10 protein-coding genes and 1 pseudogene are annotated in these 14936 nt (G+C 37.6%); 8 read left to right on the top strand and 3 right to left on the bottom strand.

The window, feature by feature from the left end:
- The first annotated feature begins 166 nt into the window (after window positions 1-166).
- From CH361_RS11630 to CH361_RS11605, 6 genes are all read left to right on the top strand, one after another.
- The gene (locus CH361_RS11630; protein WP_100790992.1) at window positions 167-568 is read left to right on the top strand and encodes a hypothetical protein; all 402 of its coding nucleotides are present in this window, start codon (window positions 167-169) and stop codon (window positions 566-568) included.
- Between the two features lie 4 nt (window positions 569-572).
- Window positions 573-851 carry a hypothetical protein gene (locus tag CH361_RS11625; protein ID WP_100790991.1) on the top strand — a complete coding sequence of 93 codons (279 nt, stop codon included), beginning with the start codon at window positions 573-575 and terminating at the stop codon, window positions 849-851.
- Window positions 852-856: 5 nt separating this feature from the next.
- Window positions 857-1435 carry a WG repeat-containing protein gene (locus tag CH361_RS11620; RefSeq protein WP_100790990.1) on the top strand — a complete coding sequence of 193 codons (579 nt, stop codon included), beginning with the start codon at window positions 857-859 and terminating at the stop codon, window positions 1433-1435.
- Between the two features lie 8 nt (window positions 1436-1443).
- Entirely contained in the window at window positions 1444-3024 is a 1581-nt protein-coding gene (locus CH361_RS11615; RefSeq protein WP_100790989.1) for a C1 family peptidase, read from the top strand.
- A gap of 65 nt (window positions 3025-3089) precedes the next feature.
- Window positions 3090-5105, top strand: coding sequence for a sensor histidine kinase (locus CH361_RS11610; RefSeq protein ID WP_100790988.1), 2016 nt, complete (start codon window positions 3090-3092; stop codon window positions 5103-5105).
- A 73-nt stretch (window positions 5106-5178) separates the two neighbouring features.
- Entirely contained in the window at window positions 5179-6762 is a 1584-nt protein-coding gene (locus CH361_RS11605) for a 7TM diverse intracellular signaling domain-containing protein (RefSeq protein ID WP_100790987.1), read from the top strand.
- A 34-nt stretch (window positions 6763-6796) separates the two neighbouring features.
- Here CH361_RS11605 and CH361_RS11600 read toward each other — a convergent pair whose 3' ends face one another.
- Window positions 6797-7672 (bottom strand): LamG domain-containing protein, encoded by an 876-nt coding sequence (locus tag CH361_RS11600; protein ID WP_100790986.1) that lies wholly within the window; start codon window positions 7670-7672, stop codon window positions 6797-6799.
- Between the two features lie 163 nt (window positions 7673-7835).
- Complete coding sequence (locus CH361_RS11595; RefSeq protein WP_100736056.1) at window positions 7836-9449, bottom strand: N-acyl-D-amino-acid deacylase family protein; 1614 nt, start codon at window positions 9447-9449, stop codon at window positions 7836-7838.
- A 122-nt stretch (window positions 9450-9571) separates the two neighbouring features.
- Between CH361_RS11595 and CH361_RS11590 the strand changes: the two genes are divergently transcribed.
- Window positions 9572-10621: an AraC family transcriptional regulator gene (locus CH361_RS11590; protein ID WP_100736057.1), complete on the top strand. Its 1050-nt coding sequence runs from the start codon at window positions 9572-9574 to the stop codon at window positions 10619-10621.
- 138 nt (window positions 10622-10759) lie between these two features.
- On the opposite strand, the pseudogene CH361_RS19700 reads toward CH361_RS11590, so the two are convergent.
- A pseudogene (locus CH361_RS19700) lies at window positions 10760-11022 on the bottom strand (RNA recognition motif domain-containing protein).
- A gap of 207 nt (window positions 11023-11229) precedes the next feature.
- On the opposite strand from CH361_RS19700, the gene CH361_RS11580 reads away from it, so the two are divergent.
- Window positions 11230-14928, top strand: a complete 3699-nt coding sequence (locus CH361_RS11580; protein WP_100790985.1) for a LamG-like jellyroll fold domain-containing protein — start codon at window positions 11230-11232, stop codon at window positions 14926-14928.
- The last annotated feature ends 8 nt before the right edge of the window (window positions 14929-14936 follow it).

Here is a 14936-nt window from a genome sequence, read left to right as displayed (position 1 = left end):
TGGGAACACAAAGACAAAATATACGGTGAACTACTAGTCACAAATAAAAATTTTATTTCCAAGCGATGACCAAAATTGTTTGAAAGAACAAGAGCAAATAAAGAAACCCAAAGAACTTGACATATAGTTTTAGAACTTTAAAGTTTTGTAATCTAAAGGAGACTAAATGAAATTCAAATTTTCAACAATCGTTTCAGTTTGTATTTTTTTTACGCTGATTGTATCCATTCCTGCACAGAAAGGACAACAATATGAAGCAAGACCAGAGGGTGGATTTACTAAAAAAGTATCGGGAGTTTGGGACTGCGGAAATTTTGGAAAACTCACACTCAAACAAACCGGAATTTCAGTCACTGGTGTTTATGATTCTAATGGTGGTAGCCTAAGAGGAACAATTACTGGCAATACATTTAGCGGTGTTTGGTCTGAATCAGAAACGGGTGATTCAGGAGCTTTCGAATTCGAACTTGCAATCAAACGTATGACCCCAGATCCAACTCACTTAACAGGAAAGTGGAACCATACAAACGACCGTAATTGGCAAACTGGTTGGGACTGCGTCAAGTAAAGATATGATTGGAACATTAATAAAATCTATCTTAATGATTGCTGGTTGTATGGTAATCGGTGGCCTTATTGGGTTCTTTGGTCCCTTTATCATTGCTCAGTTTGACCAAAATGGTGCCGCATGGTCTATGATTACTATGATTACCGTGCCTATCGGTTTTGTTCTTGGTCTTGTGATCGGGTTATTTATTGTATTTGGATTTTCTTTTCCAGGTGTAATCTTTCCCATTTTGGCCTGTTTGGCTCTCATCGCAATGGTTTACTTTCTAATTTTTAATCAGTAGGTATTATGAAATTTCTTTTTACTTTTTTATTATTTTGTCTGTCGTTATATTCACAATCGAACCTCCCCATTTCTTTTGAAGAAAATAACCTTTATGGCTTTAAAAACAAATCGGGGAAAGTAATTATCAAACCACAATACCAACACACAATGGACTTTACCAAGGAATTGGTTAGTTTTGTAGTGTATGAAAATAAATGGTATTGTATTGATACAAAAAATAACAAACTCTTGGAAGCTTTTAATTATGACAACGGCCCCGATTATTATTCAGAAAAACTGGCTCGTTTTATCGAAAATAAAAAGTTTGGATTTTTTGATTCTCGTTGCAAAAAACAAATTCCTGCCACTTATGATTTTGTTTTTCCTTTCGAAAAAGGGTATTCTATCGTTTGTAACGGATGCGAAATTCAATCGGATGGTGATGAACATAGTAGAATTGTTGGTGGAAAATATGGAATTATTGATCGAAAGGGAAAAATTGTCCTCCCTGTAGAACACGATTCTATCGATTCGATTTTATTTAATAAAAAATCCGCAATTGTCACAAATAATAAATCAAAAAGTACAATCAAGTTTAAGTAGGAACTGAAATGCCAATTCGAATGACGGATGACGACAAGGAACCAGAAGAAGAATCTAAATCAGAAGGAAGTTCTTTTTTTCTAATCGCAATTTTTGCCTTTTTGGGTGGACTTATTTTTAAATACCCAAAGGTAATGATCCCGATTTTACTTTTAGGTTTACTTGGTCTTATTTGTATTGGTAGTTTTTCTGATGATTCGGAAACCGAGGATGATAATTCCACCGAATCAGCGTCAGTTGGTCCTCATAAACTTGGAGCAAAGTTTGATACAGAACGTTATGACCGTGCTCCAGTTTACGAACCTCTTTCGAATGAATATGGAGAGGGATTACCTTCTGAAGTATCCTTACTCAAATATGCACCTAAACGACAAAACCAAGGAGACCAAGGCTCTTGCACGGGATGGGCAGTATCGTATGCAGCTCGTACAATCTTACATGCAAAAGCAACAGGAGAAGATCCAAATAAGGTAAGTTTTAGTCCGGCCTACCTTTTCAATCAAAACACTGATAAAGATTGCGATGGTGCTTACCCAGTTGATTTACTTGATGATTTAAAAAAACAAGGTAATTTACAATTTTCAGAGTTCCCATATAACGAAAGTTCATGCCGAAGTAAACCAACAAAAGAACAAAAAGAAAAGGCAAAAGAGTTCCGTATCGAAGGGTATCAGCGCCTAACAGAAGATGGCGAAAAATACGATACTGATATCGAATCAATAAAACAATATATATCACAAGGTTCTCCCGTAGTGATCTCCATGGAAGTCGGCGGCAGTTTTTTAGATTTAAACAAAGCAGTTTGGTTTCCTACTTCAGAAGATTATAAAGCAGTCAAAAGATATATAAAAGGAAAAGATTCTTCCGAAGAATGGGGTGGTCACGCAATGACTGCCATTGGGTATGATGACAATAAAGAAGGCGGAGCCATTCAAATTATGAATTCTTGGGGGGAACGGTTTGGCCAAAAAGGAATTTTTTGGTTACGTTACGAAGATTTCAACCAATTTGTAAGAGAAGCTTATGCCTTATATCCACCGAGAACATTTGCTCCGAATGAGTCTTTCTCCTACCAACTTGGTCTTGTCGATAACGCGACAAAAGACTTTATCCCACTAAAACAAGTAAAAGATAACATATACCAAACGAAACAACCGATCAAAATGGGAACCCGTTTTAAAGTTAGCGTAAAAAACGAAAAACCAATTTATCTCTATATTTTTGGACAGGAAACAGACGGAAGTTCTTACGTTCTTTTCCCTTATACAGATAAACATAGCCCCTATTGTGGGACAAGCGGAGTCAGAGTATTTCCTAAAAAACAAAGTTTAGAAGTCGATAACCTTGGGAAAAAGGATAGTATCGTAATTATTTTCGCAAAACAGCAGCTAGATTACAAATCCATCAATGCCGCAGTGAACAAATCCAAATCACCTTCGTTTTTAGAAAAATTCCAATCAGCAACGAAAACTAAATTATCAAAATCGGCTCAATTTGGAGGGGATGGAGAAACAATTGATTTGGTTTCTACCGATCATGATCCCAATTCTCTTGATCTCATTCTGATTGAGTTTGATAAGGAAAAATAAACTTGTGACAGCATCTTTCCAAATTCCAGCATGGCAGAGACGGGTCATTTCGGACTCTGCGAAGCATGAATTGGAAACTCTCCCTATCCTTAGTATGTTTTTGTAGTTGCACACAGCTTACTTCTTTTTCCGATGTTCCCGTCGCAAAACAAGGTGTATTAGATTTAAGATCTTGGAATTTGGAAAAGCCTTTGCCACTTTCGGGAGAATGGACTTTCCATTGGAAAGAATTGATTCCAGAAAAAACACAAACAGAAGAAACCCCAATTAACGAAAATCACCTTAAGAAGAATTCGAAAGGATCGAAAAATTTTCAAGTCATCGGAGAGAGGTGGAAAACCATTCGCGAAGGAACTGGTTATGCCACTTACCAATTAAAAATTAGATTCCCTGAAACATCAAAAGACAATATATATGCAATGCGTTTTTTCCAAACAGGAGGAGCCGCAATCTCCGTTTTTATCGATGGGGATTTACAGTTAGAACTAGGGAAAGTTGGTATCACGAAAGAAACCATGGTTCCTACTCGTAGTTCTGGGATGGTCATCATCCCAAATCCCAAACCAGAAATCAATGTTTTAGTCCATATTTCCAATTTCTATCATGATGATGGTGCCTTCTGGTATCCACCAATGATAGGTTTATATAAAAACATAAACAAACAACTATTCAACGAATTAATTAGAGATTCTCTACTCACGGGTGCCTTACTCTTTATGGCATTTTATCATTTTATAGTTTTTTTCTTCAGAAGGCACCGATCCTTAATTTTTTATTTTGGAATGTATAGTTTCATGATCGCCCTCCACTCGATTTCTTTAAACGGAGACTCTTTATATTATTTATTCCCAGATGTTCCTTATCATTTAGCTTTTTCCCTTTCTTTAATTTTTTACTTGGGTATTCTTTTTTATCTTTCTTTTTTAGGTCAGTTATTCCCGGAAAACTTCCCGAAAAGTGGAAATCTATTTTTTGTATTCACCTGCTCTATCTTATTTCTTTTTGTTTTGATTGCCCCTTCGGAGTTAGGATCTGTAACCACCTTCTACGGTATATTCCTCACAATCTTTGGATTATTTTATTCCATTGTCTGTATCACTTATGCTGCTTTCCAAAAAAAAGAATTGGCATTACCCCTGCTACTAATCCAAATTTTTTTATTCCTAAGTGCAATTAATGACACTCTTTACCTCTATGGAATCTCAAACAATTTCTTAGTATTAAAATATTCTTACCTAATCACTGTTTTATTCCAAGCATTAGTTTTGGCTTCTTATTTCACAAAGTCATTTATAAAAGCAGAGGTTCTAGGAATAGAACTTAAAAGACTTAATGAATCCTTAGAAAAAACAATTTCCCTTCGTACAAAAGAATACAAAGAAGCCAAACAAATCGCTGAAGAAGCCAATGAATGGAAAGATAAATTTATATCTTTAGTTGCTCACGATCTTCGTTCGCCCTTAAGCACCGTCTACTCAGCACTAACATTAATTTTAGATAAAGATTCGAAAGAAGAAGAAAAAAAACATATTTTCAAACAAATCTTTGTGATTTTGGAAAATGCGATGTCGGCGATAGAACATTTGCTCAATCTAAACCGATTCCACAAAGGGAAAATCCATTTAAACTTAAAACACATTCAGCTACTAGAATTGACTCAATCTTTAATCGATTCTTTCTCATTCGAACTAGGGAAAAAATCAATACAGGTAGAGTTATCCCTTTCCAACACTGCAAATGTTTATGCGGATGAATCGATTCTTTTCGAAATCCTTCGTAACATGATTGCAAACGCAATTAAATTTAGTAATCCAGAAGGTTGGATTCGAGTGACTTACCAAGATCACAAAGATTTCACTGAAATTATCATACAAGATAATGGAGAAGGAATCACAAAAGAACGACAAAAAGATTTGTTTTACAAACAAATGAGTTCTCGCGGAACTCTCGACGAAAAAGGATTTGGAATCGGATTGAAACTCTGTTTTGAACTGATGCGCCTACACCAAGGGAATATCCGAGTGCAGTCAGAGCCAGGTAACGGAAGTATTTTTACCTTAGAGTTTCCCAAAGGGGAATAGATCGGCAAAAACATCTACGAACCGATGTATTTGTCTTGCCAGACTTTAAAAGCAGGAATGACTATTGTCCTCGATGAAAAAAATTTCCTGGGCGTTCATTTTGTTCGTTACGATTCTCGGAACCTCTTGTTCTCCCCATGGATCAGGAGATCAAAACATAACCAATCAGTTCGAATTTTTCCAAGACCCTTCCACAGAAATCGTTTTTGAAAAAATCCAAAAACAACAAATTTGGAATCCGATTTCGAAAGGCCAACTTTCCTTTAATTTTTCCAATGATGTTATCTGGCTTCGCGCAAAAACAACTGGAGAAGGATTCTCTCAAGGTAGGATTCTCTCTTTAGAATGGAAAGCACTCGACTTTGCTACTTTGTATTATCCCGTCCATCGGAACGAATACAAATCCTTTGACACAGGAGATACAATTCCTAAGTCCAAATGGACATTCCCTGAAGCCCTCTACCCAAGTTTCGAAATCCCGGAAGAAAATTATGGAGAATACTTTTATATCAGAATCCACTCGAAATCGCTAATCTCTTTTCCCATTCGTTCCTTGGACGAAAAATCACTTAACAAACGTATGATTCTAGAAACAGCAATTACATGGCTTATTTTAGGAGTCTGCACGGTGATGTTCGTGTTTGCGTTATTTTACTTTTTTGCTTTTGGTCTCAGTGAATTTTTCTTTTATGCTGCGTATGTAGTTTGTACCGTTCTTTGGTACAATGGCCAATACGGGAATGCTTACGATGTTTTATGGCCTGAATCTCCTTGGTGGCAGAACAAAGCCATATTAGTATTTTCTACTTTAGGAATTCCTTTTTCTTTTCAATTTGTGCGAATGTTCTTAAATACAAAAGTAAACAATCCGCGGATTGATAAAATTTTGCTGATCATTGGGATTGTTGCAATCTTTTGTGTTGTAGCGATTCTTACTTCTTATACAACCAAAAATTTTTCTAGAATTGCAACTTATATTTATCTAATCTCTATCCCTCTTATACTTGGAACTGCCTTACGAAATTATTTCAAAGGGGATAAGAAAATTCTTTTTTTTCTGATCAGTTGGGGAACGTATTTTATCATTAGTTACAATACGATGTTTTATTTTTTGGGAATCTTACCTTATTCCACCCCCCTCCTCTATTCGGCTGTGTTTATTTTTCCTATCGATTTATTCTTTTTATTATTTAATCTCTTACAAAAATATGAAAAACTAGAGGGCGAGCGAAATGAAATCCTTCATCGAATTGTCACCCTAAACAATGCGCCAACTACACGTTACGCGAAATCAAAGTTAAACTCAATCGATACAGAAAAATCACTTGCCAAATTAGAATCGTGGATGCGAGAATCAAGACCCTATCTGGATGAAAAACTGGATTTGGAAATTGCGTCCTTTGCGATAGGCCTTACTGTCCAACAAACTTCAGAATTACTTAATTCCAAACTAGGAGTTAGTTTTCGAAGTTATCTCAATTCGTTTAGAATCACTGAAGCTAAAAAAATCTTAAAAGAAAAACCGGGTTTGTCTATCCTTACCATTGCCTATGCAACAGGTTTTGGATCCAAAACTGCTTTCAATGTGGAATTTAAAAAAGCAACGGGTGTAAGCCCATTACTATATAGACAGTCTGACGATGTTAAAGAAAAGTAATGAGAGATACCTTTTTTCGATTCGTTCTTTTTGACTATTCTACGTATGCCACCCCCATTTGATAGATTTGACCGATTTGTTTAGCACTCAGCGCCATCCCGTAAATCCGTATATCATCCATAGCACCTTGCCAGTAGTCTGCTGGTCCTCCACCTCCGGTCCAGGTCCCTATCGCAAGTGATCCGCTGATCGTATTAAGAGGTCCTGAACCGACAAAAGATGGACTGGCAATAAAGTTTCCATTCACATAAAAATCTGCCGCATTACCTCCGCTATATGATGCACATAAATGAGACCAGGTATTCACCAGTATGGTATAATCCGCGAGGGCATCATAACCATATCCTAAAAATGAAATTTTATTTCCAGTTGCCGTTGAAATTGCTAAAACGGCGAAATTACCGGTAGTAATGGAACCATAACGAAAAACCACACGATGAGAACCATTGGCAGGAAGCGAAGTAGGTTTGATCCAAGCACAAAAAGTCCGAGGATTTGTACCCATAGGCAAACCGACATCGCCACTTGAATAATATTGGTTATTTGCAGTATAATTGATTGCTCCATTCGTATCACCGTCTTTACCGAGAGTGAGGGATGGTGTCGCTTCCGGTGTTGATAAGGCAATGGTTAATGATCCAGCATTCACCACACTACCGTTGGTAAAATCATATTGCAGCAGCGGTTGGATCGGCACTGAATTCGCATCGCCACTGCGAGAACAAAAAGGGCCTTTCAGCATACAGTTTAGAATTTGTGTTTCAGTAAATTCGCGACTATAAAGATCACTTGCATTCTCCAAATCGGTACGCTGACAAAAACTAAACGAAAAAGCAGTAAACAGAATTATCCAGAAAAAATCAATGGTAGGGAAAGAGAACTGCGCAAGGTTGTTTTTTCGTTTTTTCATCTTGCTGCAGAAGTATATGGTATTTTCCGATACTGGTCGTTCCGATATATATTTCAGAACTAATTTCCGAAAGAATTAGCATTCTGCCGAATGCCCAAAAAGATACTATTCCCTACATTCCTAAGTAGTATTTAATAAAAATTGAATGCTTTAGATTCGCTTATTATGACGTTATGAACTCACCACTAGGCATTTGATTCGTTAACTTCGAATTCAACAAACAAGGTTTACCGTTTATAAATACATGATCAATCCCTGATGGCGTTGCATCGCTATTCTCGGGAGATGTGTTATCCTGAATTTTATCCCAATCAAAAACAACTAGATCCGCAAAATAACCATCAGCAATTATACCACGTTTTTTTAATTTAAATCTGTTTGCCGCCAAGCCCGTCATCTTATATATAGTTTCCTCTAATGAGAGACATTTTGTATCTCGGGCAATACTTAAAAATTTTGGAAATGCTCCATAGGCGCTTGCGTTTTGCACTCCTGAGGGTTCCGGCCATGCATCTGTCATAAATAAAGATGCGGGATGTTTCATTAGTAAAGGGATTAAATTTTCATGATAGTATTTATGTAATATCATCCGAGCTTCTGCATTGGAAAACTTTAATATTTCCACAAGAATACGAAAAGGAGACTTTGATGTTAAACGAGCAATTTCACCGATTGATTTTCCATTATATTCATGATACTCTGCACAACTAGCATTGGAAATCTGAATATCATTAAACCCAATACCTACCAAATGGAATGCAAGATTTGCCTCTAATTGCAATCTCATCATAGCAAGTCTGTTTTCCAAAATTTTAGGCATCCCTGCCATTACCCATTCAGGTAATAAAGTGTTTAGCAGTGTAGCACCGAAACAGTTGGGAAAAATATCGAATTTTACATCGATTCCTTTATCACAAGCAATGGAAATTCGATTCAATGCTTCTTCTGTTGTTGGCCAAGTCTTCTCTCCGGCAAACAATAAGTGCGAAATCTGCAAAGAGACACCAGTGTCTTTAGCCAAAGAAATTAAGTCATCAATTGCAAGCAAATTATGTGGAGTTCCAAAAGGATTCATAGGATAAGTGCCAGAAAGCACTGAATAAGACTTAGCGTGTACGGTGAGTATTTTTCCTTTTCGTTTTACAAGCCTAGCAACTTGCCTTAATTCATCCATTGACGAAAATACACCAGGTTTATATTGCAAACCAAGTGAAACACCTGCAGCACCTTGATCAAGAGCATCTTCCAATAAAAGCAACATCTCTTCCAAATCTGATTGGTTTAGTTCCACTGGTGAAAACCCGTTAAATGAAGTTCTGCATACTCCATGACCCACTAAATTCAAAAGATTTACTGGCGTACCATAGCTATCGATTCTTTTTTTGTATCCATTAAAATCATGCCAATGGATAGATCCATGTCCTTCTTTAAAAAGTGATTTTTCAATCAAAGGAAGATGTATGGTATTTTTTTTAAAACCGAAAGGACTAAATCCACAATTTCCTACTACCATAGTAGTTATTCCTTGAGATATAAAAGGATCGAAGTTTTCTTTCTGATTGGATATTGCAAAATAATCCATGTGGCTATGCACATCAATAAACCCTGGACAAATAATTTTATTATTACAATCAATTGATTTTGCATCTGATACTTTCGTTCCTTCTTTAACTAATTGAATTCTATGATTCTGAACTAAAACATCTCCGATAAATCTAGGTTTATTAGTTCCATCAACGATCGTTCCATTTCTTAAAATAAAATTTTCGTTTTCCATTTTATTATTCGCCCTCCAAAGCCAATCATAGTGATTCAAACAATGATAATCGAAAAATTAATAATGACAATTGTACTAACGGACAAAATATCTGTGAATTCAGGACAAGGAACGAATTAGATATGGATTTGATTTTAAAAAGCAACGGGAAACTTCCTTACAGGCGGAGCATTAATTCCATATCTCATACAATTGAAATTCTAAAATCTCATAAAATACCGCTTAAGAGAATATTCGAAGGTACAAAGCTATTACCTAATGATTTGTCCAACCCTGAAAAATACATTCAAACAGAAGAAGAATTACAGTTATTAAGAAACATTCAACGTGTGGCTCAAATACCGGAGTTAGGTTTATTACTTGGGAAAGAGTATCACATTGGTCTAATGGGAGATTTAGGAATGGCTGCTATGTTGTCCAATACTCTCTATGAGGCACTAAAATTATTATTTAAATATACAGAACTCACTCTAACATTTTTTGAATATGAACTATTTGTTAAGGGCGGTTATCTTTACCTTAATGCAAAAGAGCTTTTGGATTTAAGCGATTTACGAATATTTCTTTGCGAAAGAGAATTTTCCTCAATTATTAGATTCTGTTCTGATATACTAGGTACTCCATTAAAAATAAAACTAGTATCATTAACCTACGAAAAACCAAAATATATAAACTTATACAAAGAAATTTTTAATTGCCCGGTTGAATTTGGAAAACAAAGAAATCAATTCGTTATTGATGCAAACCATTTGCACCAACATCTTCCCAAAGCAAATGGTTTATTACAAAAAAAATATGCCGCCGAATGCAACGAAAAATACAATTATTTAAGATCAGAGAAGTCGCTCTATGAAAAGGTGAATGAAAGATTTCGTATCAATGGTATAGAAAATACAATGGAAGAAATGGCTAAAAAAATGAAAATTTCAACGAGGACATTAAGAAGGAGACTTAAAAACGAGGGAATAACTTATAAACATATTGCAAATGATATCATAAAAAATAAAGCATTTCGATTGTTAGAATCTACGAATCTTAGCATTGAAAAAATATCAGAAAAGCTGGGATACAGTGACCCTGCAAACTTTTATCATGCATTTAAAAATTGGACAGGTACAACTCCGAGAAAATTTAGAGAAGATTTTAGAAATCATGAAAATTCATTTTTATAAATTTCAAAAGCTAATCCTTATTCGTAGTGTCTTTTGAATTGTATTTAAATAATACGTCCAAGAGAAAAGTGTTAACAAAGATATTCCAAATAGGAATATCTTTGTTGATTTATTTATTAAAAATAATTTTTTTAAAACTTAATTCCAGTTGTTTGTTTTTGGTTTCGTGATGTTCACTTTCATTTCGCGGTTAAGAATGTTTTTTCCATTCAAATCACTAATTGCTTTATCTGCATCGCCACGTTCTTTCATTTCGATAAAGCCGAAACCTTTTGAACCACCTGTTTACTGGTCTGTAATGATTTTAGCAGATGAAACTGCGCCGTGACTGAAAAAAGTTCATTTAACTTGTTTTCCGTCATTTCGTAAGAAAGGTTGCCTACATATATATTTACTGACATTTGATTTCCTCAAATTTTGATTTTGACTCTTAAATTTTAATGAATTAGAAACGACTTTCCCGAACGGAAATTAGGTAAAAACACAACGAAAATGCAGGGAATTAATCAGGATGTATCCAAAATTGAAAACTTCCAAATTTGATAGTCGAAATTTCTTGATTAAATTCCAATAGATTCCATTCTTCCATTAGGAAGAGAAAAAATCCCATGAAGAGATTTACATTACCCTTTGTATTCCTATTCCTCTCTTCCTGTTCCCTCCCTTCTCTGACTCGGAGCCCCTTAGAGTTTCTGGCTTTCCTACGCTTTTTTTCAGGCCCGCAGTTTACAGGACATAGTATTGGTGGCGCCGTCTCTGGCCTCATTCCCGGAACATCGGTCACTTTGACCAACAACCAGGAGTCGGTCACTGTATCCGAAGATGGAAACTTCACCTTCCCAACAAAACTCAGTTCAGGCCAAAGTTACTCTATCAGTTTTGTCACGAATGGCGCAGGACTCATCTGTTCCATTGCCAACGCCCAAGGTGTTGTACAAAGTAACAACATAACAAACGTAAGTGTTACATGTGGACTCGGGGCCAATTTTTATGAAGTGGGCGTGAATGTCTCCGGCCTTAGCGGAACAATCACCGTAGAGAATAATGGAGCCGATACTTTAAACATAGCAACTACAGGTCTTACAAAATTTACAACTCTTGTAGCAACTGGTTCCAATTATGCAGTGACACTCACGGCCCAACCTGCCGGTACAATCTGTTCTTTTGATGATCCAAATCTTTCTATTGGAACCATGGCATCGGCCAACGTAACTATATTCATCACTTGTGTGACCGGCTACATTGTCGGTGGGAATATCCACCCTAATGCAAGCACAGATATTGGAACAAACTTAATCGGACGAAGATCATTTATTAGAACTAGAGTGGGATCGTATCCTACGAATGCTGGTGGTGGTGGTGCCATTACCGGTGGAGCTGTTGCATCAGCAGGACCTACAGCTGCACGATTCAATGGGCCAAGTATGATTACCACAGATGGTAATTTTGTCTATGTTGCCGATACGGCAAACGCAGTGATTCGTAAGATTGATAAATCCAACGGAACTACCACGGTCCTTGCCGGAGGAAATGCCGGTGGTGGTACAACCTGTCCGGGTACTGTCACAACCAATTGCCAAGATGGAATAGGAACTGCCGCACAGTTTAATGGAATTGTTGGACTAACAACAAACGGCAACAATTTGTTTGTTTTGGAATCTTCTGGCGGAAGGATTAGAAAGGTTAATCTGGCCACCTCCGTAGTTTCTACATTTGCCGGCAGTGGGAGTGCAGCTTCTGCTGATAACATTTCAGGGATTCTCGCCTCTTTCAATAACCCATCTTCAATTACACTTTTTAACGGAAGTCTTTATATTGTAGATCGAGGAAATTGTACGATTCGAGTTGTAAACCCTACCACAACTGCAGTCAGTACGATTGCCGGTAGCCCTTCTCTCTGTACTTTTACCGATAATACCATAGGGACAAACGCTCGTTTCGTGTCTCCTATAACAGCCGTTGGCCTGGGAGGATTCCTTTACATTACTGATCTTGGAGCTGGTGGTGGGCATAAAATTCGTAGGATTAATCTTACGGGAACCAATGCTGTCGATACTATTGCTGGTGACGGTGTACAAGCATCCACCGATGGAATTGGAACCGCTGCCCAGTTCAATGATCCTCATGGACTGACGACTGATGGGACAAATTTGTTTGTCTCGGAATGGTCAGGACATAAAATCAGGCATTTAAATCTATCCACAAATAAAGTCACTACTCTTGCAGGAAGTACCACTGGATATGCTGATAATACAGGAGGGAATGGACTTCTAAATTTTCCAGGTCATTTATTGTCCGATGGCCTGAGTGTATATATCTCTGACACAGGAAACCATTCGGTACGTTATCTAGAACCATCAGAATTATTAAGATACACGTTTGATGGAAATACGAACGATTCCATTGGAACAAACAATGGTTTGGTGACTGGTGCCCCCACTCCTACCATGGATGAAAATGGCCTTGCCAATGGCGCCTATGAATTTCAAGGCAGTGGAGAACTCATCCAATCCACTTCTAACATTACCCCAGCAATCACCGATAATTTGACCGTTTCCGCTTGGGTTTATCCTGAAAGTACGACTGGAACTCAGTTTATCTTCTACAACGGTCAAGGTGGTGTGAACGGGTATGGTTTGACCTACATTGGAGGATCAAGAACTCTCAGTGTCTCACTTGGAGCAGTTGGTCCTAGTGGTAATACAACAATGAAATTACCGTTAAATCAATGGGCTCATGTCGTTCTCAGACGATCAAATCCCAATTGGCAAATTTTTATTAACGGTAAACAAGACTCCATTGTCTTTACAAGTAATCCCATTGCACCAGCAAACACATTCAAGGTGGGAGATGCTGGCAATGGTTTTTATTTTAAGGGCAAAATATCGGATGTTCGTTTTTTTAACGGAGCTTTAGACAATGATGACATCCAGAGACTAGGTGTACAAATTCCTTCAGGACTCATCACCTACTATCCGTTCAATGGAAATGCAAAGGACTATGGGAGCGCAGGAAACAACTTAAACATAACAGGGGCCATCACCACAAACGATCGCAACGGCCACCCAAGCGGAGCTTATTATTTTAATGGTGCCTCCTTTATGCAAAAGTTAAGTCCAAACGGTTTGCCTTCAGGAAATAACCCAAGGACCATTTGCGCTTGGTTTAATAAATCAAGTTCCCTTGGTGAATATATAGTGGGATATGGTACCTTCAATACTTCGCAAGGTAATGGACTTGTTGTTTCCGATACTGTCACAGGGATGTTTGGTGTGGCAGATGATGTCACAACCTTTCATGAAGGTTTTCGAAACCAGTGGATGCATCTCTGCGGAACTTTCAATTCCACAAACACGGAAGTCTACGAAAATGGAGTTTTACGTGCTTCAGGGTCGAAATCCTGGTCCACAGTCCCTGGGCCAAGTCTGGAAGTGGGTAGGCGCCTTGATGGAGTGGGAAATTTTTCTGGTGATCTTGATGAAATCAGAATCTATAACCGCGTCCTTACTGATGCAGAGATCCGAGTTCTATCTGGCCATTATCCCACACAAGTAAGTTCATGGAACCAAACACCTGCTAGCAGTAGCTTAAAATTCTTTCTAATGCCGGAAGCTGCCTCTTTTGGTCCAGGATCTTGCTCTGGAGGAACGAACTGTGTCAGTATTATGGATGACCGGAGCGGAAACGGATTTCATGTCAGCCAAGGCACTGGCAGCCAACAACCAATCTTTAATGCCACAGGTATCAACGGATCAAAAAGTCTGCGCTATGTGGCACTTGTAGGAACGTTTCTCACGAGAGCCTGTACCCCTGAACTCAACACTCCTGCCAATACCATCTTTGCCGTGTTCAACGATATGAAATACGGAGGAAGCGATGGAATTTTTCACAATGGAGAATTTGGTAAGTTATTATACTTACCAAATGGAGGAGGCGGGAAAATTGTTAGCTTATTTGATTTACAATCGAATGCTTCACGAGTTTATTCCAATGCCTCATTCTATAATATCAATGAATTCGTCCTTTTGTCTCTAGATCATAATGGTACTTCTGGAAATCTCTACAAAGGGGGAAACTCGGTTAGTTCCTCCAGTTCTGGGCCACCCACTTACAATTGTAGCAGCGGAAACTTATCTATTGGTAAATATGCTTGGCTTGGTACTCCGCCAGGTGATGGCGATTATCTCGAAGGTTTTATGGGAGATTTGATCTACTTCGACCAAGTACTAAGTACGAGTGACCGGCATATTGTAGAGTGTTATCTCTCCAATAAATACAATCTCCCTGTAAATCATACCTGCCCTTAAAACGGAAG

This window comes from Leptospira brenneri, from assembly GCF_002812125.1.
Classification (GTDB): domain Bacteria; phylum Spirochaetota; class Leptospiria; order Leptospirales; family Leptospiraceae; genus Leptospira_A; species Leptospira_A brenneri.
This window is presented reverse-complemented; position numbering and strand designations above follow the sequence as displayed.

Bases quoted from the DNA above. Each gene is read 5' to 3' on its own strand.
- CH361_RS11630 (WP_100790992.1), top strand. From the start codon at position 167: ATGAAATTCAAATTTTCAACAATCGTTTCAGTTTGTATTTTTTTTACG.
- CH361_RS11625 (WP_100790991.1), top strand. From the start codon at position 573: ATGATTGGAACATTAATAAAATCTATCTTAATGATTGCTGGTTGTATG.
- CH361_RS11620 (WP_100790990.1), top strand. From the start codon at position 857: ATGAAATTTCTTTTTACTTTTTTATTATTTTGTCTGTCGTTATATTCA.
- CH361_RS11615 (WP_100790989.1), top strand. From the start codon at position 1,444: ATGCCAATTCGAATGACGGATGACGACAAGGAACCAGAAGAAGAATCT.
- CH361_RS11610 (WP_100790988.1), top strand. From the start codon at position 3,090: ATGAATTGGAAACTCTCCCTATCCTTAGTATGTTTTTGTAGTTGCACA.
- CH361_RS11605 (WP_100790987.1), top strand. From the start codon at position 5,179: ATGAAAAAAATTTCCTGGGCGTTCATTTTGTTCGTTACGATTCTCGGA.
- CH361_RS11600 (WP_100790986.1), bottom strand. From the start codon at position 7,672: ATGAAAAAACGAAAAAACAACCTTGCGCAGTTCTCTTTCCCTACCATT.
- CH361_RS11595 (WP_100736056.1), bottom strand. From the start codon at position 9,449: ATGGAAAACGAAAATTTTATTTTAAGAAATGGAACGATCGTTGATGGA.
- CH361_RS11590 (WP_100736057.1), top strand. From the start codon at position 9,572: ATGGATTTGATTTTAAAAAGCAACGGGAAACTTCCTTACAGGCGGAGC.
- CH361_RS11580 (WP_100790985.1), top strand. From the start codon at position 11,230: ATGAAGAGATTTACATTACCCTTTGTATTCCTATTCCTCTCTTCCTGT.